General features: G+C 67.5%; 19 protein-coding genes and 4 pseudogenes. 13 read left to right on the forward strand and 10 right to left on the reverse strand.

From position 1 onward, the window contains the following. Positions 1-432 precede the first annotated feature (432 nt). Complete coding sequence (locus SNA_RS27935) at positions 433-1,119, reverse strand: ScbR family autoregulator-binding transcription factor (RefSeq protein ID WP_044367345.1); 687 nt, start codon at positions 1,117-1,119, stop codon at positions 433-435. Positions 1,120-1,277: 158 nt separating this feature from the next. Here SNA_RS27935 and SNA_RS27940 point away from each other — a divergent pair, with 158 nt between their 5' ends. After that, positions 1,278-2,249 (forward strand): ScbA/BarX family gamma-butyrolactone biosynthesis protein, encoded by a 972-nt coding sequence (locus SNA_RS27940; protein ID WP_078970259.1) that lies wholly within the window; start codon positions 1,278-1,280, stop codon positions 2,247-2,249. Between the two features lie 802 nt (positions 2,250-3,051). Here SNA_RS27940 and SNA_RS27945 read toward each other — a convergent pair. After that, positions 3,052-3,825, reverse strand: a complete 774-nt coding sequence (locus tag SNA_RS27945) for an SDR family NAD(P)-dependent oxidoreductase (protein ID WP_030063219.1) — start codon at positions 3,823-3,825, stop codon at positions 3,052-3,054. Between the two features lie 285 nt (positions 3,826-4,110). Here SNA_RS27945 and SNA_RS27950 point away from each other — a divergent pair. Further along, positions 4,111-5,187: pseudogene (locus SNA_RS27950) on the forward strand (IS110 family RNA-guided transposase); the annotation flags it as partial. An 88-nt stretch (positions 5,188-5,275) separates the two neighbouring features. Here the strand turns inward: SNA_RS27950 and SNA_RS42825 are convergent. The 3 genes from SNA_RS42825 to SNA_RS27960 form a co-directional block, all read right to left on the reverse strand. Beyond that, positions 5,276-5,464 (reverse strand): hypothetical protein, encoded by a 189-nt coding sequence (locus tag SNA_RS42825; protein WP_157880120.1) that lies wholly within the window; start codon positions 5,462-5,464, stop codon positions 5,276-5,278. A 313-nt stretch (positions 5,465-5,777) separates the two neighbouring features. Then, complete coding sequence (locus SNA_RS27955) at positions 5,778-6,965, reverse strand: cytochrome P450 (protein ID WP_030064128.1); 1,188 nt, start codon at positions 6,963-6,965, stop codon at positions 5,778-5,780. Further along, a complete protein-coding gene (locus SNA_RS27960; protein ID WP_078970260.1) occupies positions 6,962-7,675 on the reverse strand; it encodes a cyclodityrosine synthase in 714 nt (237 codons plus the stop codon). The genes SNA_RS27955 and SNA_RS27960 overlap by 4 nt, the downstream gene beginning before the upstream one ends. 423 nt (positions 7,676-8,098) lie before the next feature. Here SNA_RS27960 and SNA_RS27965 point away from each other — a divergent pair, with 423 nt between their 5' ends. From SNA_RS27965 to SNA_RS27985, 7 genes and pseudogenes are all read left to right on the forward strand, one after another. After that, positions 8,099-8,650: a YcxB family protein gene (locus tag SNA_RS27965; protein WP_044367347.1), complete on the forward strand. Its 552-nt coding sequence runs from the start codon at positions 8,099-8,101 to the stop codon at positions 8,648-8,650. A gap of 101 nt (positions 8,651-8,751) precedes the next feature. Next, positions 8,752-9,017, forward strand: a pseudogene (locus SNA_RS40560) (transposase); the annotation flags it as partial. A 26-nt stretch (positions 9,018-9,043) separates the two neighbouring features. Continuing rightward, a complete protein-coding gene (locus tag SNA_RS44365; protein WP_241779868.1) occupies positions 9,044-9,358 on the forward strand; it encodes a hypothetical protein in 315 nt (104 codons plus the stop codon). A 163-nt stretch (positions 9,359-9,521) separates the two neighbouring features. Then, positions 9,522-9,833 carry a hypothetical protein gene (locus tag SNA_RS44370; protein WP_241779869.1) on the forward strand — a complete coding sequence of 104 codons (312 nt, stop codon included), beginning with the start codon at positions 9,522-9,524 and terminating at the stop codon, positions 9,831-9,833. Between the two features lie 593 nt (positions 9,834-10,426). Beyond that, on the forward strand, positions 10,427-11,338 hold the full coding sequence (locus SNA_RS42830) for a hypothetical protein (protein ID WP_030064131.1): 912 nt from the start codon (positions 10,427-10,429) through the stop codon (positions 11,336-11,338). A gap of 143 nt (positions 11,339-11,481) precedes the next feature. After that, complete coding sequence (locus SNA_RS42835) at positions 11,482-12,249, forward strand: TIGR04255 family protein (RefSeq protein ID WP_275042035.1); 768 nt, start codon at positions 11,482-11,484, stop codon at positions 12,247-12,249. Positions 12,250-12,381: 132 nt separating this feature from the next. Beyond that, on the forward strand, positions 12,382-13,110 hold the full coding sequence (locus tag SNA_RS27985) for a hypothetical protein (protein WP_030064133.1): 729 nt from the start codon (positions 12,382-12,384) through the stop codon (positions 13,108-13,110). Between the two features lie 481 nt (positions 13,111-13,591). Here the strand turns inward: SNA_RS27985 and SNA_RS27990 are convergent, their stop codons facing one another. Next, positions 13,592-14,344 carry a class I SAM-dependent methyltransferase gene (locus SNA_RS27990; RefSeq protein ID WP_030064134.1) on the reverse strand — a complete coding sequence of 251 codons (753 nt, stop codon included), beginning with the start codon at positions 14,342-14,344 and terminating at the stop codon, positions 13,592-13,594. Positions 14,345-14,778: 434 nt separating this feature from the next. Further along, complete coding sequence (locus SNA_RS27995; protein WP_044367348.1) at positions 14,779-15,816, reverse strand: PP2C family protein-serine/threonine phosphatase; 1,038 nt, start codon at positions 15,814-15,816, stop codon at positions 14,779-14,781. Between the two features lie 208 nt (positions 15,817-16,024). Here SNA_RS27995 and SNA_RS45355 point away from each other — a divergent pair. Then, positions 16,025-16,450 (forward strand): annotated as a pseudogene (locus SNA_RS45355) (DUF6233 domain-containing protein). Between the two features lie 47 nt (positions 16,451-16,497). Here SNA_RS45355 and SNA_RS28000 read toward each other — a convergent pair. Next, on the reverse strand, positions 16,498-17,076 hold the full coding sequence (locus SNA_RS28000; protein WP_044367350.1) for a hypothetical protein: 579 nt from the start codon (positions 17,074-17,076) through the stop codon (positions 16,498-16,500). Positions 17,077-18,066: 990 nt separating this feature from the next. After that, positions 18,067-18,600, reverse strand: a complete 534-nt coding sequence (locus tag SNA_RS28005; protein WP_030064136.1) for an SMI1/KNR4 family protein — start codon at positions 18,598-18,600, stop codon at positions 18,067-18,069. Between the two features lie 58 nt (positions 18,601-18,658). Here SNA_RS28005 and SNA_RS41675 point away from each other — a divergent pair. The 3 genes and pseudogenes from SNA_RS41675 to SNA_RS28015 form a co-directional block, all read left to right on the forward strand. Next, positions 18,659-18,802: pseudogene (locus tag SNA_RS41675) on the forward strand (epoxide hydrolase); the annotation flags it as partial. 116 nt (positions 18,803-18,918) lie between these two features. Beyond that, the gene (locus tag SNA_RS28010) at positions 18,919-19,557 is read left to right on the forward strand and encodes an ATP-dependent Clp protease proteolytic subunit (RefSeq protein WP_030064137.1); all 639 of its coding nucleotides are present in this window, start codon (positions 18,919-18,921) and stop codon (positions 19,555-19,557) included. Between the two features lies 1 nt (position 19,558). Continuing rightward, on the forward strand, positions 19,559-20,161 hold the full coding sequence (locus SNA_RS28015) for a ClpP family protease (RefSeq protein ID WP_030064138.1): 603 nt from the start codon (positions 19,559-19,561) through the stop codon (positions 20,159-20,161). 144 nt (positions 20,162-20,305) lie between these two features. Here the strand turns inward: SNA_RS28015 and SNA_RS28020 are convergent, their stop codons facing one another. Continuing rightward, entirely contained in the window at positions 20,306-20,737 is a 432-nt protein-coding gene (locus tag SNA_RS28020) for a helix-turn-helix domain-containing protein (RefSeq protein ID WP_030064139.1), read from the reverse strand. Between the last annotated feature and the right edge of the window lie 516 nt (positions 20,738-21,253).

Below are 21,253 nucleotides of genomic sequence, written 5' to 3' on the forward strand. Positions count from 1 at the left end.
CAGCAGGCGCACTCAGGTCAGCCAGCACCGAAACAGACCGCGCCCACTGCCGCCGGCGGCGGCCCCGGGCCGGCCGGTTCGCCCCCGCGGCAGCGGACGACGCCCTTCGCGGCCGGCCGGCGCGATTTTTCTTCCGTGATCGGCGCGCCGGCCGGCCGGTGTCCACGCTCTTGGGCGGCGAACGCTTCCGGTCGACGTCGGCGGCGCTGGTGCCGGCCGCGCTGCGCCTGGGCTGCGCCGGACGAGCCGCGGCGCACTGAGGAGACCTGGCCTGCCTGCGGCGGTCCTAGCAGCCGGGAGTCCTACCGCGGGGTCCTGATCATCGCCGGGGGGACGTGGCGTCCGGCACGAAGAGGGCATCACCCGCCGACTCCGTCCGGGCAGCGGGATCACGGCAGCGCTCCTCTGCGGGGCGCTGCGGCAAACGGTGTTTCAGGCGGACATCGACAGATCGATGCCTTTGTCCGTTTCCACGTCCCGGCCTGCCTGCTCCTGGTGGGCCTGCCAGATCCGGGTACCGCGGTCCGGTGAGGTGTCCAGCCTGGCCAGCACACCCGGCACGGCGATGCTGGGGAGAAGATGGTCGTAGAGCCTGGAAACCCGGTGCTGGAGGGACTCGCCGTCCTTGAGGTCGGAGGTGACGATCTCCATGCCGGTCCATGCCGCGACGATGACCAGCGCGGTTTCCTCCGGAACGGTGTGCGGCAGCAGTTCGCCCTGCTCCTTGGCCAGGGCCAGCTGCTCTGCCATGAAGGCGATCCAGGGCGTCCAGGAGGTGCCGAACAGAGCACGGGCCTTCAGGTCGGTCGACAGGCGGATGGCGGCACTGAGCATCGGCTCGCGGGGGACACGGTGGGCGAGCACCATCCCCACATCCACGCACTCCTGCAGTTTGGAGTCCTGCGGTACGACCCCCTCAGTGGTGACGGCCTCCTCGAGGACAGCGCGGGCCACGTCTTCCTTGGAGTCGAAGTGGAAGTACAGGGCCCCCTTCGTCACGCCCGCCTGCGCGATGATCTCGGTGATGGTCGCGGACTCGTATCCGAGCTGGTCGAACACAAGGCCCGCCGCATCCAGGATCTGCCGCCGCGTCTGTATCGCCCGTGCCTGTTTCGCCATGACAACTCTCCATGTTACCGCCGCATGCGCCGTCCCCCCTCGTTCGAACGAGTGTTCCGAAGCGCGGTGCGGCACCGCATTGAAAATCAAACCGGATAGTACGTATCTTATTGGGAGCCATCCGAAGCTCTGTTGCTTTGAGGTACCGAGGGGGACCTATGTCCACACCATCGCTGGGGCTCGGCCGTATGCACAGCCCTGTCGCACCGGACAGGAACCTGCCGCTCCCCGCGCCGCGACGTGCCATCGGACACAGTCCGCGCGTACCCAAGGAATTCGTCCACCTCCGTTACGACGACTCCGTATTGGTGACCGACTGGCACCGCACCGGGGCCATGAATTTCCGCGTCACGGCCACATGGCCGGATTTGGACCGCGGGGCGCCGGGCCGCGGGTTTCGCAGCTGGGCCATGAAGGCCGCCCAGATGGTGCGGCAGACCGGACTGCTGCTCGCGCACGCGGAGTTCGGGGCCCCGCTGACGCATGCGGTGCTGCTGCGCACCTTCGACTTCGCCTTCGACGTGGAGCGCCTGGAGGCGGAAAGAAAACCGACCAGCCTGGTTCTTGACGTTGTCTGCGAAATCACCAAGTCGCGTGGCCGTTCCATCAGCGGTCTGCGCATGACGATGAGTATCCACTGTGCCGGGCGGCAGGTCGGCACAGCGGCCACCGGTTTCGAATGGATTCCGCCAGGGGTCTACCGCCGCCTGCGGGGCGCTCACGCCGAGGCGGTGCGTGACCAGGCGCCGCTGCCGGCCCCCGTCCCGCCGGCCCAGGTGGACTGCACCGCCGATGTCGAGGTGGTGCTGACCCCCACGGACACGGCCGGCCGGTGGCTCCTGCGCGGCGACTTCCGCAACACCGCGCTGTTCGACCACCCCGTCGATCACGTTCCCGGTCTCGTCATGATCGAAGCCGCCCAGCAAGCCGCCCGCCTGGTGACCGCACAAAGGACCTTTAGGCCGTCAGCCCTCACCACGGTCTTCGAACGCTACGTCGAATTCGACAGCCCGTGCTGGATCGGAGCACAGCCCGCCGCCGAAGGTGAGGGCACCACCACAGTGCGCGTGACCGGCCACCAGAACGGCGCAAAGGTGTTCACCACCACGCTCACCGGCCCCGGCAGCTGATATCCCGCGGTGATCGCCGCGGGATACCAGCGGTGCGCGCTGTGCGTTCCGCCGGAACACCGCGGCGGGCGGCCGCCCGCCGAACCTTTCCCCGACCGACCGCGCGGCCCTGGCACCGGCGCTGGGCTGTCCCCCGCACGCGCGAACAGCCCAGCGCCGGTGCCAGGGCCGTACGCGGAACGCAAGGACATGCATGCGGTAACGCGCGATCCCGCCGCCCCGCAAGGAGCGCCCCTCAGGGCCCGGCTGCTTCCCGGTGCCGCCGCAATCGTCTGGCTGAAACTGGCCGACCCCGTCCGCGGCATGTCCCACGCCCGCCGGCGTTCCTCACCCACCGCCTGCGGGGAGCGCAGAAGCTCCGGTCAGCCCCACAACAGCACCGGGGCTCACGCCGCAGCGCCGCCCTGCACCGCCGCGCGCAGTACTCCGAGGATTCCGCCGCCTTGCCCGCCCGGTCCACGGCCGTCCGAGAGGACCGAGCCGGGGACCGTCCCCATGCACCGCCCGGTGGACAGCCTCCGGTCAGGCGCCTGGGAACGCATCCACCCTCCGCAAGACGTCGAACGGCCCGATACGCCGGGCAAGGAACTGCTCGTCGCGCCCGCAGCCAGACCGGCCGCAATGAGGGGCAAGTGCCTTTGGCCGCCCCCTCGGAAGCAGCAGCACGGCAACCGAACCCGCGCCCGGGCCGGAATCGGCACGGAGCCTCATGAGGCTCATGAGACGGTCATACGGCCGGGCGGGCCCGCCCGCGATGCGCGACGGGCCATGACATACCGGCACGGAGTCCCGGCGCCGCACGTCACACCAGGGTGTACCCGCCGTCCACGGGCAGCACCGCACCCGTGACGAAGGAAGACCGGTCGCTGCACAACCAGGCGACGGCCTGGGCTATCTCCTCGGGTTCGGCGGTACGGGCCTGCGGCGTCGCACGGTGCAACTGCTCCTCCAGCCCGGGGTTCCGATCGAACCAACCGGCAATGATCTCGGTACGGGTCGTCCCGGGCGCCACGGAGTTGACGCGGATGCCCTGCGGCGCGTATTCGGCCGCAGCCGCCTTGGTCAGCCCGATGACGGCGTGCTTGGAGGCGATGTAAGGCGCCCCGGCAGGGATCGCCTGCAGTCCGGCGACACTGCTGTTGTTGACGATGGAACCGCCCACGCCGTTGTGCAGCATCGCGGAAATCTCGTGTTGCAGGCAATGCCACACACCACGGACATTGGTTCCCATCACGTCGTCGTACGTATCCTGTTGCATCAAGTGCATGGACTCGTGATCACAGCCGACGCCCGCGTTGTTGAATGCCAGATCCAGGCGCCCGTACTTCTCCACAGTGAATTCCACGGCACGTCTCACGTCCTCCTCCTGAGACACATCCGTCGCGATGTACGCCGCCTCGGCTCCGGTCCGACGTATCTCCGACACAAGAGCGCGGAGGCGGTCCACCCGGCGGGCCGCAAGCACCACCGCCGCACCTTCTCGCGCAAAAAGCCTCGCGGTTGCCGCGCCAATCCCACTACTGGCTCCTGTGATCAGGGAAACCTTGCCGGAAAGCAGACCGTGCTGATGAGTCATGCCGGGATTCTGCCATCCCGCACGGCCGGCTGACGTGCCCGGCAAACGAAACAGACACTCCAGCCACTGCCAGAGAGGAAAACACTGGCGAAGACCGACAGGCGATCCCCTGAACCGCCGCCTGAAACACTCAAAGCAACACCAGGCAGAACACCACGGCAACCCACCACTCCTCTCCCGCCGAGGACGGACAACTCGCACCCCGCCAACCGCCGTGCAAGGCACGGCAGCCCCCAACTGCCTTACAGGCAACGGACAACGCGAAACGGGTAACAGGCAACAAGCAAGCTGCGGGCCGTGTTCGACGAACTCGCGGCGAAGTTCGGCACCGTCCTGGTGATCGTGGACCAGCCCGCCTCCATCGGCGCCCTCCCCCTCACCGTCGCCCGGGACGCGGGCTGCAAGGTCGCCTACCTGCCAGGACTTGCCATGCGGCGGATCGCCGACCTGTATCCGGGCGAGGCGAAGACCGACGCGAAGGACGCCGCGGTGATCGCGGACGCGCCCGCACGATGCCGCACACCCTGCGCTCGCTTGAGCTGACCGACGAGATCACCGCCGAACTGACCGTCCTGGTGGGCTTCGACCAGGACCTCGCAGCCGAGGCCACCCGCACCTCCAACCGGATACGCGGCCTGCTCACCCAGTTCCACCCCAGCCTGGAACGCGTGCTGGGGCCGCGCCTGGACCAACAAGCCATCACCTGGCTGCTCGAACGCTACGGCTCCCCGGCCGCACTGCGAAAAGCCGGTCGCCGCAGACTCGTTGAGGCGATCCGGCCCAAGGCCCCGCGCATGGCCGACCGGCTGATCGACGAGATCTTCGACGCGCTCGACGAACAGACCGTCGTCGTTCCCAGGGCCGGCACCCTCGACGTCGTGATCCCGTCCCTGGCCCGGTCCCTGGCCGCCGTCCACGAACAGCGTCGGGCTCTGGAAGCCCAGATCAAAGCCCTGCCGGAGGACCATCCTCTTTCCCAGGTCCTGGCCTCGATGCCGGGAGTCGCGGTCAGGACCGCCGCCACCTTGCTGGTCACCGTCGGCGACGGCACCAGCTTCCCCACCGCCGCCCACCTGGCCTCCTACGCCGGCCTCGCCCCAGCCACCAAATCGTCGGGGACCTCGATCCACGGCGAACACGCACCCAGAGGCGGCAAACCGACAACTCAAACGCGCGATGTTCCTGTCCGCGTTCGCCGCCCTGCACGACCCCGCCTCCCACACCTACTACGACCGCTGGCGGGCCCGCGGAAAGACCCATACGCAGGCTCTACTCCGCCTGGCCCGCCACCGCATCAGCGTGCTGTTCGCGATGCTCCGCGACGGCACCTTCTACGAACCCAGAACCCCACGCCTCGCTTGACGAAAGACATAGAGGCCCCCCGCACCCAGCCTGGCACCTCACCAGCACCCGGCCCGACTCCTCACCACGGCCGCCGCGAACTCCTCGATCAGCGGACGGTGTAGCAGCGGGTCCCGCGCAGCGCGAACTGCTCCAGGCTGTCGGTGACCGCGCCACGCAACCGCGCATGCTCGGCCCCATCCACAAAGACACACACCGGCTGGGGCTGCAACGCCGGCCACAGCGGGGAATCGGCCGGCACCCGCCCGCCGGAACGTGATCCACTGGCCCGAGTCACGAGTGAACTGCAAAGGACGGGACGTCACCTGCTTGAACTCGTCGCAGCCCAACACCAGCCAGGCCAGCAGATCCCCGTCCAGCAACACCGGTGCCACCAGCCCGTGCTCACAACGCAACTACTCACGCCACACACCGATCCGCCTCACCCGAGGAGGCCCGCATCGTCGAGCCGGTGCGGGATCTCCTGGTGGAGCCGGCCCCCAGCAACTGCCGAGCCGCCCCACGATTCCCACCACACAATGGCCCCGACCTCCCTCAGGCCAGGGCCACCGCATGGCGTTGGGCGCCAACTAACGCCGTTTACTCTGCTCCTACCAGGCCACCGGAAGCCGCTCGGGGATGCGCTTCATAAAACGGGTGCGCCATACGAGTTGGTCCACGGGGACGGCCAGGTGCAGGCCGGGCATGCGGGTGGTGAGGGCCTCGATCGCTGTCTCGATGTGCTTTTTCCCAAGTGGGACGGCGGGGCAGTAGTGCCCGCCGTAACCGAACGAGAGGTGAGCGGCCGCGTTGGGACGGTCGATGTCGATGGTGTGCGGGTCGGGGAACACGCTCTCGTCGGTATTGGCGGCCTCGACCAGGACGAGGACGAGTTCGCCCTTCTTGATCTCTGTGTCGCCGAGCTGCATGTCTTTCATGGCCAGGCGGGGCAGCCCGTCGGCGATGGACAGGTTCACGCGCAGCAGCTCATCCACGGCGGCCGGAATCTTGCCGGGCTCGGCGCACAACTGCTCCCATATTTCGGGGTTCTGGAGCAACGTGAATACGGCCATGGTCAAGGCGCCCATGGTGGAGATGACGCCGGCGCCGAACATGGTGACGCCGACGGTGGCGAGCATCTCGTCGGTGAGGTGTGCATAGTCGGGGTCACCACGGAGGGCGGCGAGTTCGGCCATGAGCCCGTCGGTGGCGGGGTCGTTGAGCCGCCCCGCCATATAGGCGATGTCCCGGTCCCAGTTCAGGCGCGCCCCGGTGATGGGGCATGCCGAGTTCATGAACGCGATGTCGAGACTGGACGCCAACAGCGGTGCGTCATCGCGGGGGATGCCGAGGATGTGGCAGTGGAGGTGCTCGGCGTAGGGGTTGGTGAACTGTCCGCGCAGGTCGACCGGCGGGCCGTAGCCGAGGAGACCGTCGACCAGGTGGGCGGCGTGGTCGGTCATCCATTCCGTCAGGCCACCGGCCTTGGGATTGATGGCCTTGAGTACGGCCTTGCGCAGACCGGCGCCGGTGATGTTGCCCATGTTGTTGACCACCTCGGGCGGGATGGTCAGCGCGTACTGCCGGGGAACGCCGGGGGCGGAGGTGTCCTTGAGGCTGAATTGGGGGTCTTCGAGCACCTGTCTGCACAGCTGGTAGGAGGAGACGAGCCACGCCTCGTCCCCGGCGATGGTGCGCACCCGAGTGACCGGGGTGGCGCGAAGCTGCTCGATCTCCGGGGGAAGGCGGTCGCCGCGCGGGGAGAACGGGAAGTCGATCAGGGTCGGGGCGGTCGTCACTGGTCGTGTCCTTCGGTAGGAGTGCCGGCGGGGGTGATGACGGCGTGGCCCTGATTGCGTGTGGCGCGCAGGCCATGCCCGCGTGAGTACAGGAGGTCGGCCATCGGCAATGCCTGGTGGTAGCAGTTGAGCGAGGAGGGGACGCCCATGATCGCGGGGGTGTCGATGAACAGCGGTGCTTCGGCACAGATGTAGTCGAGGCAGACCTGACGCTGACGGTCCGTGGGCTGCTGCCCGTCGAGAACCTTGCTGGTGAGGAACTGGACCACGAGCTGATCACAGACATCGCGGAACCCCGGGTCGGTGGTCAGCCGGTCGTCGAGGCTCTCGCGTATGACCCGATAGGCGGGGATGTCCAGGAGCGCGGACATGGGGCGGCCGCGGAGCCTGATGCCGTCCGGGTCGAGCGAGGCAACGGCGGCGGTCACCTTGGCCCGTACACCGCGTAGGTTCTTCACGGCTTTGCGCTGGGCGTCGACAGCCGGATATCCGAGCGCCTCATACATGTCGGCGACGTGCAGATCCGTATAGATGAGATCGACCTGACGGAAGTTGTCCAATCCCCAGGTGGCGAGGCCGAGGACTCGCTGATGGGTGAAGTAGGAGTTCCCCGGCGAGATGCCGATGACGGCGTGATCACCTTCGTCGGTGATGACTTGGCAGTGCGGGGTGTACGGACGAACGTGAAAAATCTCGGTCGCTGTCGTCAAGAGACGATGCCCCTACGTGCCGCTAGTCCCTGGGAACCCCGTGTTCCCGGTGTGGCGGCGACCCCCGAAACCTACCCGACTGTCGGTTCCGGATGATACCGAACTGGGCAGTAACTCGCAGGTCAGGCCGCCTAATTGAGTTCATACGGTGTTCACAAGCGCGGGCTGAGCACGCTGACGTCGCTCGTATGCCAGATACCCCCAAAATCCCTGAACGTTGGAACGCCAGACGATCTTGAGCACGAACAGCCGCCCACCACCAGCACGAGCACGAGCACGAGCATCAGATCGAGGCCCCACACCTGCCCCACGACCAGCAACGTCACGATGGCGGTTCGTCAGCGCACGGCTCAACCGGCGGCTGGCTTGGGCAACCTCGGACATATAGGATCCCTTGCCGGTCGCTTTGGCCGGAGAGATCACATGGGGAAGGCCGTCGTGGCACGAATAGAGCTGTCGTATACACCTACAGTTGAGGATTTCCAAGAGGCATTGGGCGCACGGGCCAAAGCCTCGAAGTCCGCTCGGCGCACGCGCTGGTTGATGGCCGCAACGGCGTTCTGCCTGACTGCTGCGGCGGTGCTGAAGATTACGAAGGACGGCAGCGTCGATATACCCCTCGTCGTCGGGTTGATAGTTTTTGCCCTGCTCGCGCTGGGTGGCCAGACCCGCCTCCACGCCCGCAGCTTTCACCGGTTGGCGGCAGCCAAGGGAGAGCAACACATCGTCATCGACGACTCCGGTGTGACCGTCTCGACCGCCCATGCAACCAACACCCTCACCTGGCAGGCAACGCCCCGCTACGCCGAAACTCCTGGGATGTTCCTCCTGCTGAGCGGGGACGAAAACGCCTCCACCATGACCCTGCTGCCCAAGCGCGGGCTCAGTACGGCAGCCGACACCGACCAGCTGCGTGCCGTCCTGGACCAGCACTCGAACCACGTCGGTGCGGAGCAAGGCCGCCTTTCTGCCTGAGACCAAAACGACGTCAGCGCAACACGCGCAGCAACACACGGTGCCCTTGCCGGACACCTCAACCATGAAGCCGTGGAGGCGACGGGCGGTCGGGAGCGGCTGTGCCATGGCGTGACCTGCCCGCGCACTTCGGGAACTGGAAGACGGTCGCCGACAGGCATAGGCGCTGGTCGGCGGACGGCACGTGGGAGACGGTCTTGCGTACCGTGCAGGCCGACGCCGATAGCGATTTTTGGGGCGCATCGATGGATCCATGGTGAGTGTGGACTCCACCGTGTGCCGGGTTCACCAGCACGCGGCCGGCGTCGGCAACCGACCGCCCCGGATCAGCGGCAGGCTCTCCCGGCCTGCCCAGCATGCGAGCGATCCACGACAAGCCGGCCGGAAGGCACGATGACCCGCACCCCCAGACCGACGGCCGAAGCGATACTCGCGGCGCTTCCCGAACTCGCTCCCTACGCGCGCGACGCGGTCCTGTTCCACCCCGAGCGGGCAGAGCCGGACTGCCGAAGCAGTTCGATCGGCGGACCACTGCTGTGGCCTAGTGGCGAATTGTGGCCCGAATGCTCCTTGCCCGACGAGAACAGTTCTGCCGGGGTGCCTGCCACGGCGATGGTGCCGGTCGCGCAGATCTTCCGGCGCGACGCGCCGGGACCCTGGTGGCCCGTCGGCATCGACCTCCTACAGGTCCCTCTGGTGTCCCAATGAGCACTGGGATCCTCCGGCCCAGCAGGCCGACGTCAGCCCTGTGCTTGAGGTGCGATGGCGTCGGGCCGCCGACGTGATCAGCCGATTGACGACTCCGCCGACCCCCTCGCGGTACGACGAGGACGGATACCTTCCGCAGGCGTGCGCCATCACCACTGAGCGCGTGACCGACTTCCCTTTCCGTGAGGAGCTGCCGGCGGAACTCCGTCCGCGGCTTGAGGAACTGGTCCGCGAGACCGGCGACGGCGGTGACGCCATCACCCGCCTCGCCGGCTGGAAACTCGGCGGCTGGCCGACCTGGCATCTGACGCACCCCATGGCCTTTGCCTGCGGTGACTGTGGCACGGCGATGATGCTCCTGTTCACCGTGGCCAGCGACGACGAGACAGGGGTCGTCGTCGGCCGGTGGGGAGAACTGCGCGTCTTCGTCTGCCCCGCCGACCACCGTCACGCGTTCCAGGCGGACCTGCACTGACCCGCGGCTCATCACCCGAACCCCGACCCATCGAACAGGCTCTGGTCGTGGATCCGCAACGGCGTCGGCCGGCGTGCAACGGGAGTCCGGCAGGTCGCCCTGCCGGGCCGTCCCCAGGAGCCGGCTGAATCTGTCCGGGGGGCAGGCGCAGGGCACGCGGTCACTGCGAGAGCGCCGAAGGCGGCCTTGCGCAGGGGCCGTTTATCGGTATGTTCCGGGCTGCGGAGGGGGCGTTGCAGCGACCGGCGGGTCCGGGAGGTGCGCCGGGCCGGTCGCCGGCGCGACACAAGTCCATTGATTCTTCTGCGACTTGCGCTCCTGGTGCGCTTCGTCCCTTGTGTGCTTCGTCGTTGGGGCGCGGAGGGTACCCCTTCTCGCTTTCGGCGGGAGCTCGGCGCGTGTTCGTGCCGGGGTAGAGGCGTCCCGACGGTTGGTCACCTCATTTATTGATCTATGGGAGTTGTCGTGAATGGTGACGTCATACGACCGTATCCCTTATTGTGACTCTGCGTACTTCTTGGGTTACGGGAGTGCCGGGGGTCGGTTCAGGAGCCTGGCTTCGCCTGACGAAGCAGCGTGCGATCGGGGGTGTCATGGCGAGCTTTGTCGACGAGGGCATGCCGTCAGTTCGTGATGAGTGGCCGCAGGGAACTCTCGAGGGGCTGGAGCAGTTCCGTCAGGGCGACGTGATCCCGAGCCCGTTATTCGTCTTTTTCGGCTCGCCGGGCGCACCCTTGACCCGGACGTCGAAGCGCTACGGCCAGTCGCATTCGGCGGACATGCCCATGATGGTGGATCCGGTCGACGCTGCACCGTGGGCGATGATCACTACCGCGACGTGCGACATCGCCGAACCCGATGTCCCCCGGCCCAGGAAGCCGTTTGCCCAGGTGGCACCTGTGGTGGATCTAGCTCACCTGGGCGACGGACAGCGGGGCCAGATCGCCAACGGGAACATGGTGCATTACGTTCACCTGCCGGCACTGCACCTGCACACACCCGGGTTCTGGGTGGCCGACCTGCGTTTCGATCAGCCGGTGGAGAAGAGCTGGCTGGCCCGGCAGCGCCCCGTACAGGGCTTCGGCAGCGAGGTCGAGCAGGAAGTGGTGGGCGAGGCCCTTTCCTGGCTGCGGCGGCGCCCGGCGATGGGGAGCGCGTTCATCGAGCACGTCCAGCAGCCCGTGAACGACGCACTGGAGAGCCTGCGCCGGAGCGACAAAGCCCTGTGGAAGACCGTTGACCGCGAGATAGCGGAGTGGGCCGTCGCCTGCGACAGCAGGCTCGAGCCGACCCGCGCGAAGATCGTCCTTCTTTCCACCGCGGAAGCCCCCAGCAGCGAGTGCGTGCGGTGGTGGCGGGAGACGGTGGACCGCCTCCGGGCTTCAGCGGAGAAAACGCTGATCATCACAGGTCCCGAGTTCCAGCGGCTGGATGTGATCACCGTGACGGAGTACCGGGAGCTCACCGTGCTGGGCAAGCCACACCGAAGCCTGAGCAAGGCGTAGCCGCACGTCTTCAAAGAGTCACCAAACTGTCCTGTTTTGTGTTGACAGGAAGTAGATCCCCGCGAGACAGTGAGGAGTGCAAGTTCGTGAAAGTTGCCGCTGCAAGCCAGGGGAGAGCTCGCTTCGGGGAGCGAGGTGGAGATGTGACAGGCTGGCTCACCGGCGCTCCGCACGATCGCCCTCTCAAGCGACCCCCCGTGGGACTGGTTGTCTGCCAGATCCGGCACGAAACGGAATATGCAGCCAGTTCCATCGAGCGCGCCGTCAGCATCCGGGAATCTCTCGGCTGGCAGGTCCCTCTTAATGAACATGTCATTCAGGGGATAAACGTCCAGGTCGACCAGCACGTCAGCGTGCGCCCCAGCTCCGACCCCCTGGCCCGGGGCTGGCGTCTGCAGAACGGCGGCTGGCTGGTCACGCTGCAGAACGATCACTTCGCGATCGAGACCACGGACTACCCAGGGTGGGAGGAGTTCTCCGCCACGCTGGGCCGGCTGGTGAGAGCCGTGGAGAAGGTGATCTCACCGCGGGTGGAAAACCGTGTGGGTCTGCGGTTCGTCAATCAGCTCTCCCATCCCGAGGTCCGCTCGCCACTCGACTGGAAGCGCTTCATCGGAGAAGACATCTTCCAAGAGAAGCTCTACAGCTCGGTGGGGCCGTCGATCAGCGCAGCGATGCAAGTGATGGAGTTCCAGCCCACTCCCGAACAGAGCCTGGTCGTCCGGCACGGCTTCCAGAAGGACCAGAGCACGGGCCGTTTGACCTACATCCTGGACAACGACTGCTCACACCAAGGAGCGCGCCCGTTCGAGTCCGCCTCGATCATGGAAACGGCGGAAGAACTGCACACCTCGGCACTTCGCGCCTTCGAGAAGGGGACCACGGAGGCCCTGCGCGACTTCTACTCCTAGGGGGAAAGAATGGGAGACGCCACAGCGGCACTTGGCGCATTTTCCGGGATCGACCAGACGCCGGTCTGTAGACCGCTGCTGGACGGGCCGACACCGGGAAGCCTGCAACCGGCAGCGGATGCTGCGGCCCAAGTGACCCAGAACCTCACCAGTGTGCTGGAGGCCCAGGCTCCCTCCGGCTGGCTCATGGCCTACCTGGATCTGTGCCGGCGGACCGTCACCAGAAGCGAATGCCTGACACAGTTGCTGGCGCCGCGCCCGCTGTGCACATGGACCACCACGGTGGACGAGGAGACAACGCTCCTTCCGAAGCTGGAAGCACCTGCTCACACAGCTCACGCGCAGGCAACCGCCGCCGTTCCACCGGCCGAACCGGCTGCCGAAGAGGCCCCCGTGTCACAAGACCGGGCCGCACGGGCCATCAAAGCGGTCAACGACATCGCGGGATGGCTCGGGGTGAGCGAGGCCGAGGCCGCACAACTGGCGGGCGGCTACCGCAGGTCTCTGTACAACTGGAAAAGAGGCATCCAGCCCTACGACGGCCCCACCCTGGACCTCTTCGAAACACACGCCTTCGTCGCCTCACTCATCGGCGCACTGGGCACCACAGAGGCACGCGAATGGCTTGAGGCCAAAGCGGCTGGCACCCCACGCACCAGCATGCTCAAGGATGCCGAAGGCCGCCGGAAACTCTCCAAACTCGCCAAGCCACTTCTCTATCCCACCCCCACCCCCACACCCCGATGGGAACCGGTCGAGGGCCTGCACCCCACCCCACCCCCCACTGCTGCTACCGAAGAGCGCGAGGCCGAACGACAGCCGGTTCACCTCATCACCCCACCCCCACCCGCCCAGGAGTAGCTCCGCACCAAGACGCTGCTCTATCGAGTGTGCGTCCGCTCTCCGGAGTTGTTCGCCGATATCGCACCTATCAGAGAATGCGGTGCGTACCGCCGCGAGTTGATGGCAGTGGCTGGCGCTCTCCTCTGCTTTCTGTCACATGAGAGAGCGAGGGGACGTCAGCAACCACTTGAGCGGGAGCGTGAACGGAAAGGTGGTTCGGGCAGGATCGAACGGTGGTGATGTCGTCTTGCCCCAGCCGCGCTGAAACCTGAGGACGCTCAGTTGCGGGTGCGCCGGCAGCACGCACGAGTTGGGCGAACGATACGCTGCCGTCGCACGAGGCGGCAGTGAATGATGCCGCATCACCGAGGTTCCTGACCTGCTGAGATACCCCACTCCCCCACTCCCCCACTCCCCCACCCCGCGACGGCCCGTGTGCTGCGTCAGGACGTGAGCATGCCGGCAGGCTGTCCCTCAAGAGCAACGACCGTGTCCCTCGCTATCCGCGGCCAGCGCGCGCAGACCCGTCCGGGAGGTGCGAAGGGCGGCGCCCCCATGCGGAGACGGTGACTTGCGGGATGTCGATGAACGCTGGGTCGTCCAGCAGGCCGGAGAACTCGCTCAGGTCGGCTTCGGTGACGAGGCCCTCGGCCAGGAGGGCGGGGGCGGCCTGGGCGATGACAGGACGCCAGCGGTCCTTGTCGAGTCCTCCCATACAGCCGAGATTCCCGGTGAAGGACACCTCACTCAGTCCGCTGCGAGCGAGCCGGGCAGGGAGGCTGCGCGCCCAGGTCATATCTGCCCCGTGTTCGCGGTACATGCGCTGATAGGCAGCCAGGACGCGCTGGACTGCGGGGAAGGGGGAGGTCCCTGCGGGCAGGTGGTAGGGCTCTTCGATGACGAGCCAGCCGCCAGGGGCGAGCCAGCGGGCGGCCCGTTCGACCGTCGCGTCGCGGGCGGGCAGGTGGCAGTAGAGGTAGCGGGCATGGATGAGGTCGAAGCTGCCAGGCGCGTAGTCCTCGCACGTGATGTCAGCTTCCTGGATCTCCAGATTCGCAGCCTGGCCCGCATCCAGGTGGCGGGTGTCCAGGTCGACGGCGACCACGCGTCCGTCCGGACACCGTCCGGCGAGCCAGTACGCGATGGAGCCGGCGCCCGCGCCCAGTTCCAGGCAGTTCCAGGACGCTTCGATGGGAAGGCCATCAACGACGCCGGTGGTGAACGCGTCGACGCTGGTTTGGATCGACTTCAAGCGCTCACGTTCGCGAGGGCTGTCATTGCCCAACATGCCAGTGTTGTAAGGGGTGGTGGCGGCAGACTGCCGTGCCATGGGTGTCACCTCTTCGTGGTCGTGACCGGGGCACGGTGATGATCGCATCTGTCCGGCGGGGCGGGGGCGGATGCGGATGCGGATGCGGATGCGGATGCGGATGCGGATGCGGATACGGATACGGATGCGGATGCGGATACGGTTGGCGGCAGGGCGAAGGACCATTGCAGCGCGCACTCCACCCAAAGAATCATCCGGGCAGCCGCGCCTGGCTCTGCGCCGGACGGCAGGTCGCGTACGCACCCGTGAGGTCGTCCGTGGGAGGCACCAGCAGTACACCGCCTGCGGACGTCACACGGAGGAGTCACGTGGCGGCGTCACATGGCGGCGTCACATGGCCGTGACCTGGGCCGGGCTTACTCCGAGGGCTCGCGCAGCCGCACCGCGAGGGCGGCGATGTCGTCGTCCAGGCGTCCTCTGCTGTAGCGGAGGAGGTCGCGGTGAAGAGCCATGAGCAGCTCGTGGGGCGGCGCCGGGGGCCGTCGGCGCATCCAGTCCGCCAGCGGGAAGAACTCGCCGCCTCGGGCGCGGGCCTCGGCGACCCCGTCGGTATAGAGAAGCAGCAGGTCGCCAGGGGCAAAGTCAAAGGTGTCGATGGTGTAGTGATCGCCGATCAGCTCCGCGAGGTTGAGCAGCGGCGAGGGGGTGGTGGGCTTGAGGGCGCGGAGTTCCCCGCGGTTCAAGAGCAGTGGCGGGGGGTGTCCGCAGTTGAGGATGTCGATACGCCCGCCCCCGTGCGGGATCTCGACGAGAAGGGCGGTGGCGAAGCGCTCCATCGGCCCCTCGGGGGGATAGGCGGCGTTGTAACGGGTGCTGCTGGCGTCCAGCCGGCGCGCGACGCTGACCAGGTCGGCCTCCCCGTAGGCAGCCTCCCGGAAGGAGTTGACGATCGCCGCGGCCGCCCCCACTGCCGGCAGGCCCTTGCCCCGCACATCGCCGATGAGCAGCCTGACCCCGTATCGCGTGTCGACCACCTCGTAGAAGTCTCCGCCGATACGGGCCTCCGCCGCGGCCGCGAGGTACAGCGACTCGATCTCGACGTTGCCGCAGCGGCGCGGCATCGGACTGAGCACCACCTGCTGCGCCGCGTCGGCGACGAGCCGCACCTGAATGAGGGTCCGCTCCCGCTGGAGCCGGACATGACTTCCATACGCGGCCGCCACGGTGACCGCGATGATCCCCGCCGCCGTCCACCACGTTCCCAGACCGTGGAACACGATGCTGAGGCCGATCATCAGGAAAAGGCAGACCGTCCCCAGCAGGACGGTGGGGAGCACCGGCCACATAGCGGCGGCGAGGGCCGGCGCCGCGGGCAGGAGGCGGCTGAAGGCCATCTCCGGGGGCGTGGCGTATGCCAGGCTGGCGATGACGACGGTCAGGATGACCGGCGACATCCGCACAAGCCTCCCTCGGCCGCGGCGACGACGGAGCCTCGGCCGTCCAGACTCGATCACACTTCACAGAGTATCTACGCAAAGAGGACATAGCGCTTTGGTGGATCGGAGTCGGCCGCCTGCCCCGGCAAAAACGGGCCCGATCAGGCGGATGGCCCGCCCGCCGACGCAAAATCGAATATATGAACGATATAGATGAATGATGTAGATGCATCCCGGACGTGCACAGCCTCCGCGTTCCGGAGACGTCGCTTCAGACCAGCCGCCCCGAACACGTCCGGGGCAGACGCCATCGCCGAACAGCGCACGGCGCACGGCGCAGCAGAAGCGGGCGGCGCCTCTTCCACCGCCGGATGGGGCCGTGCAGCCCGGCAACGGAGTCGCGGGGCGACCCGTGGCTGTACGCATGGGCGGTTGCCGCAGTGCCGACCGTCGCGTTCACCCCGTCAGCAGGGGCCGAGCCATGCACGCGCTCGCCCAGAGGCCGGAGTAATGCGCCCCGCGCCTCCCCGACACCGGGCACTGTGCCCAGACACAGCGGACCGACAGGCCCCTCGCACACCAGGAGGCACTCACCGCGCTCATCCGATCACGGACCGGGCCGTGCCCGGTTTGCCGCTGGACCGTGCCCTGACCACCTCCAAGTGAGTGCAGGCACGGCGACAGCCGGACGTGCCGCTCTCAGCGCCGGAGTTTGACGTGGGTCAGGCGGGACCGTGCTTCCTTGGCTGTGAGCCCGAGGGCCCTGCCGATCGTTTCCCAGGACAGTTCGTCGGCCTCCACCGTAGAGGCGGCCTCGCGCCCGATGCGCCCGACGAGGCGCTCCAGTGCCGCCACGGCCTTCAGTGCGGCCAGTGGCGCTCCGGCGGCGAGGGCGTCAAGCTGGTCCTCAAGCCGGTGAAGCAGGTCTTCGACTTCGCTGGGCAGCGGTACCGAGCGGGACTCGACTTCGGCGATGTGCTGGGCCCAGTCGTCGCGTGGCCCGGAGGTGTCGAGATCGTGGAGGCCGTCGCCATCCCGCTGGGTCCAGTCGATCGGGTAGAGGTTCGCTCCGCGCCAGCCGCACGAACACGAACCCCGCGCCTTATCCGCCCGCGGCCGGCTGAGCTTCCCGTCGTAGGCCCACCACTCCGTGGTCCGGTGCATATGGGAACCACTCCCGATGTCCAAAAACACCGGCTTGGGCTCGCTGCCGTCAGCCAGCACCGCCCCCACCATGCCCTCGTGCGACGACCCGAACTCCTCGGTCTGCCACCCCATGCTGCTCCTCCACGACCAGTACCCATGCATCTCCCTGCCCGAGAATGCCCCACCCCAGGGTCGATGACCGGCAAATCCGCCAACCGGTCACACCCAAGGTGCCGGCTTCTGCCGGCGGTCGTACGACGGAGGCCCGATAGAGCCCCCGGCAGAAGATGCGGCTGAGCACGGCGCGTACGGTTTCGGTGGCGTATCCCTGGCCGTGCGGGACGGGCGAAAGGAGCGTTGATCCATCTGGCGCCTCGCGCATGGACTGAGGAGAACTTCAAGGGGATCGGAGTCATCTGCCGTGGATAGCCTTCGGGCCAACTGCTGGGCTATGAAGGGGGCTTAATGCGTGACGAGCTGAGTGGTGAACCTGTGGCAGGCCGCTACCCGTCTCAATGTCCCTTGTGTGAGGGACCGCTCGTCAGGGCGGAGAGAGTTGGCGCGGGTCAGCACCGGCTGTTCATCAAGGTCCGTATGGCGGGCAAGAGGCTGGCGCGTCACCGCGAAACCAGGGTCTTGGTGTGTGACCGGTGCAGCCACGTTCTGCTGTTCCTACAGCCTCCCTGGTCCGCGGAAGAGAATACCGGGCTGTGATGCCACAACGCTCCCTGTACGGCCGATGCGCGGCCGTATCGGCCCGTAGCGGCGTAGCGGCCCGTACAGGGAGTGTTGTGGACTGCGGAACGCGTCGACATCCTCGACTTTTGTGTCGGCGCTCCGCCCGTCGGTGATCCGCACACGCGCGCAAATCCTATGGGGCTGGCTGGTGTTGACGATCGATACTTCCACCCTGGCCAGGTACGTACCCGTGTCCCAGCGCAGCCCATGGGCCACGCCCGGCAGCGACGCAGGCCCGTCACCCGCAATCGCCCGCTCCTGTGGTAACTGCCACGCGGGCTGCCGAATCCGGCCGGCGCAGCTGCCGTAAGCACAGCGCCGGGATATATGTGCCGAGCCGCGGAGTACCTCGAGCGTGGTGCGCCGGGAGTCGGCTGGTCGGCCTTACACCGCGTGGAGTTGTCGGAACGCGTGGACGGGGAGGGGGAAGCGGGAGGAGAGAATGGTGGAGCGCAGGTCCCCTGTGAGGGCCGAGGCCAGAAACTGCGTGCACGTATATGGGAAGTGTTCCCAGCGGTCCCCGCGTGCCTCATTGACCATGACCGTCCAGTCATCTGGTTGCCGGCCGGAGCGGACAAGCCAGTAGAGGCACTCTCCGTTGTCGGTGCTGGCCCAAGGAATGACTCGGCTGCCTTCTTCTTCGAGTTCTACCGGCTTCTTCTCGAACTCCCACAGTCCGTCCAGTGCCTCTGTTTGCTGGTCTTCCCATTCGATGAGGTCGTAGTTGTCATTGGGGCAGCCAGGCTCCAGGACGTAGAGGTAGTCGTCCCAGCTGCTGCCTCCGTAGGCGTGGATGAGTTCCTTGTAGTCGGTGGGCAGTTGGACGCCGAGTGCTTGCTCTGCGTTGTCCCAGTCCGTTTCTCGGGGATCCGAGGGTGGCGGGATGAGTTGCGTGACGTGTTCGAGTGAAGGAGTCATCAGATGTCCTCAAACATACGGGGGTTCTTTGCAGGATAGGGCCAGTAACTGCCGTGGATTGCGGCACATGGCGGAGCGGACGGAGAACATCGTGCGCCGCACGGAGTTCGAACGGGGCGGGCACTTCGCGGCCCTGGAGGAGCCGGGCCTGCTGGTGAAGGAGGTACGGGCGTTCTTCCGGCGGCCGCGCGAGAAGGGCTGAGCCGTCGGCTCTGCCCGTGGCGAATCTGCGGTGGGCAGAGAAACCGCATCCGGGGGTCTCCCGAGGTCAAGAGTGGAGTCGACGGCATTCCTGCCTCGGCAAGACAAGGAGACCAGATGACTTCACTCACCACGCTGCCGCCCCGTGCGGAGGAGGGTGACACACCGCCCAGCCGCTTTGACGACCACCTCGCGGCACAGCTGCTCGCCCAGCGGATCGTCCTCCTCGGCACACAGGTCGACGACGTGTCGGCCAACCGGGTATGTGCGCAACTGCTGTTGCTGTCGGCGGAGGACCCGCGCACCGACATCAGCCTGTACATCAACAGCCCCGGCGGGTCGGTCACCGCGGGTCTGGCCATCTACGACACCATGCGGCTCGTCCCGAACGACGTCTCGACGCTGGCGATGGGGTTCGCCGCCAGTATGGGCCAGTTCCTGCTCACCGTGGGGGCGCCCGGCAAGCGGTTGGCACTGCCGAACGCGCGGATCATGATGCACCAGCCCTCGGCGGGTATCGGTGGCACCGCGGCGGACATCGAGATCCAGGCGGAGAACCTGGAGTTCACCAAGAAGGCCGTCGAGCGGATCACTGCCGAGCACACCGGGCAGAGCGAGGAGACGATCGCGCGGGACGGCGACCGGGACCGCTGGTTCACGGCCGAGCAGGCCAGGGAGTACGGGATCGTGGACCGGGTGGTGGAGTCGCTCGCCGACATCCGCCCGGCCGCGTCGCGCCGACGGATGGGGTTGTGACATGGGGTCGTACACGGTTCCCTACGTCATCGAGCGGACCGCGCAGGGTGAGCGGTCCTACGACGTCTTCAGCCGGCTGCTGAACGAGCGGATCGTCTTCCTCGGCACCGAGATCGACGACGGGGTCGCCAATGTGGTCATCGCGCAACTCCTGCATCTGGAGTCGGCGAACCCGGAGCGCGAGATCTCGATCTATCTCAACTCGCCCGGTGGATCGTTCACTTCGCTGATGGCGATCTACGACACGATGACGTTCGTGCAGGCGCCGATCTCGACGTTCTGCGTCGGTCAGGCGGCGTCGACGGCGGCGGTGCTGCTGGCCGGCGGAGATCCCGGGCGACGGTTCGTGCTCCAGCATGCGCGGGTGCTGCTCGGCCAGCCGGCCAGCGGCGGCCGGCAGGGCACGGTCTCCGACCTCAGCCTGGCGGCCAAGGAGATGGCTCGCATCCGCTCGCAGGTGGAGGAGGTCCTGTCCCGGCACACGCAGCACGACGTGGCGACGCTGCGCGCGGACATGGACCGGGACAAGGTGCTCACCGCCGAGGAGGCCGTCGCCTACGGGCTCGCCGACGAGGTGCTGAGCCGACGGCTCGCGTTCGTCTGACCCGGTCCGACCCCGGTCAGACCCCGGTCCGACCTCGGTCCGACCTCGTGCGGCCGTGGCCGAAGGGCGGCGAGCCGGCCGGTACGGCGGTGGTGCCCCCGCCGTACCGGCCGCCGGTTCCCCCGTACCGGCCGCCGGTCCCGGTCAGGCGGCGAGGCAGAGGCCGTCGTACTGCGCCGTGGGCGACCTGCGGCCCCCGCCCACCCGGCTCCGGGTGTACCGGGTCAGCTCGTCCTGGGCGAGCGAGAGCAGGTCGGTGAGGCCGAGCCCGAGAGCCTGGGCGGCGGCCGCGAGCACCTCGGAGGATGCCTCCTTGCGTCCGCGCTCCAGCTCCGACAGGTATGGCATCGAGATCCGGGCCGCCTCCGCTACGTCCTTCAGCGTGCGCTCCTGGGCGAGCCGCTCGCGCCGCAGCACATCGCCGACGAGGTTGCGCCACAGGGGTTCCCTCGGCGCGGGTGTCTGTGGGGCTCCCGCCGGTCGCTGCGGGGCACGGGTCGCCCCACCGGAACGGGGCGGCGAGGCGTGCGGACGCAGGGGGATGACGCGGGCTTCGTTCGGCGCATGAGTGCTCACCCCTTCAGCCTACGGATCGGGGGCGCCGGGGGAAGGGAGCTGCGTTCTGCCCTGGGTGAAGCCGTGCGGGCGGACCGGAGCCGTGCGGGCGGACCGGAGGTGTCGCGAGCCGGTGAACCTTTCCGGTCACGGCACCAGACAGGTCAGGAGCGCGATGCGGTGTGCGTTGCACCCTGGTCTTGCAGGGGCTGTGGCGAGTGATCCATACGCGGATGACGGTCGAGGCGCCCCCGCCGCAGCCGCCCGGCCCGCCCACACTCCGTCAGCCGACCACTCTTCTCGCATAGCACCGTTGCCCATGCGGGACGGCGGTCGGCGCCTTCCGGTTCTCCTCAGCAGGTTGGACTTCCCGCTGCACGACGATCAGCCCCTCGTCATCGGCGGCGATCAGATCCGGCCAATCAGGCCAACCAACGCACCACGCCTACGGCCAAGCCACCACACGCCAACCCGAGATCTGCTCCAGCAGATTGACTGGAGTGAGCAATGAACCATCACCGCGATGCATCGAGTAAA

This window comes from Streptomyces natalensis ATCC 27448 (assembly GCF_000935125.1).
GTDB lineage: Bacteria > Actinomycetota > Actinomycetes > Streptomycetales > Streptomycetaceae > Streptomyces > Streptomyces natalensis.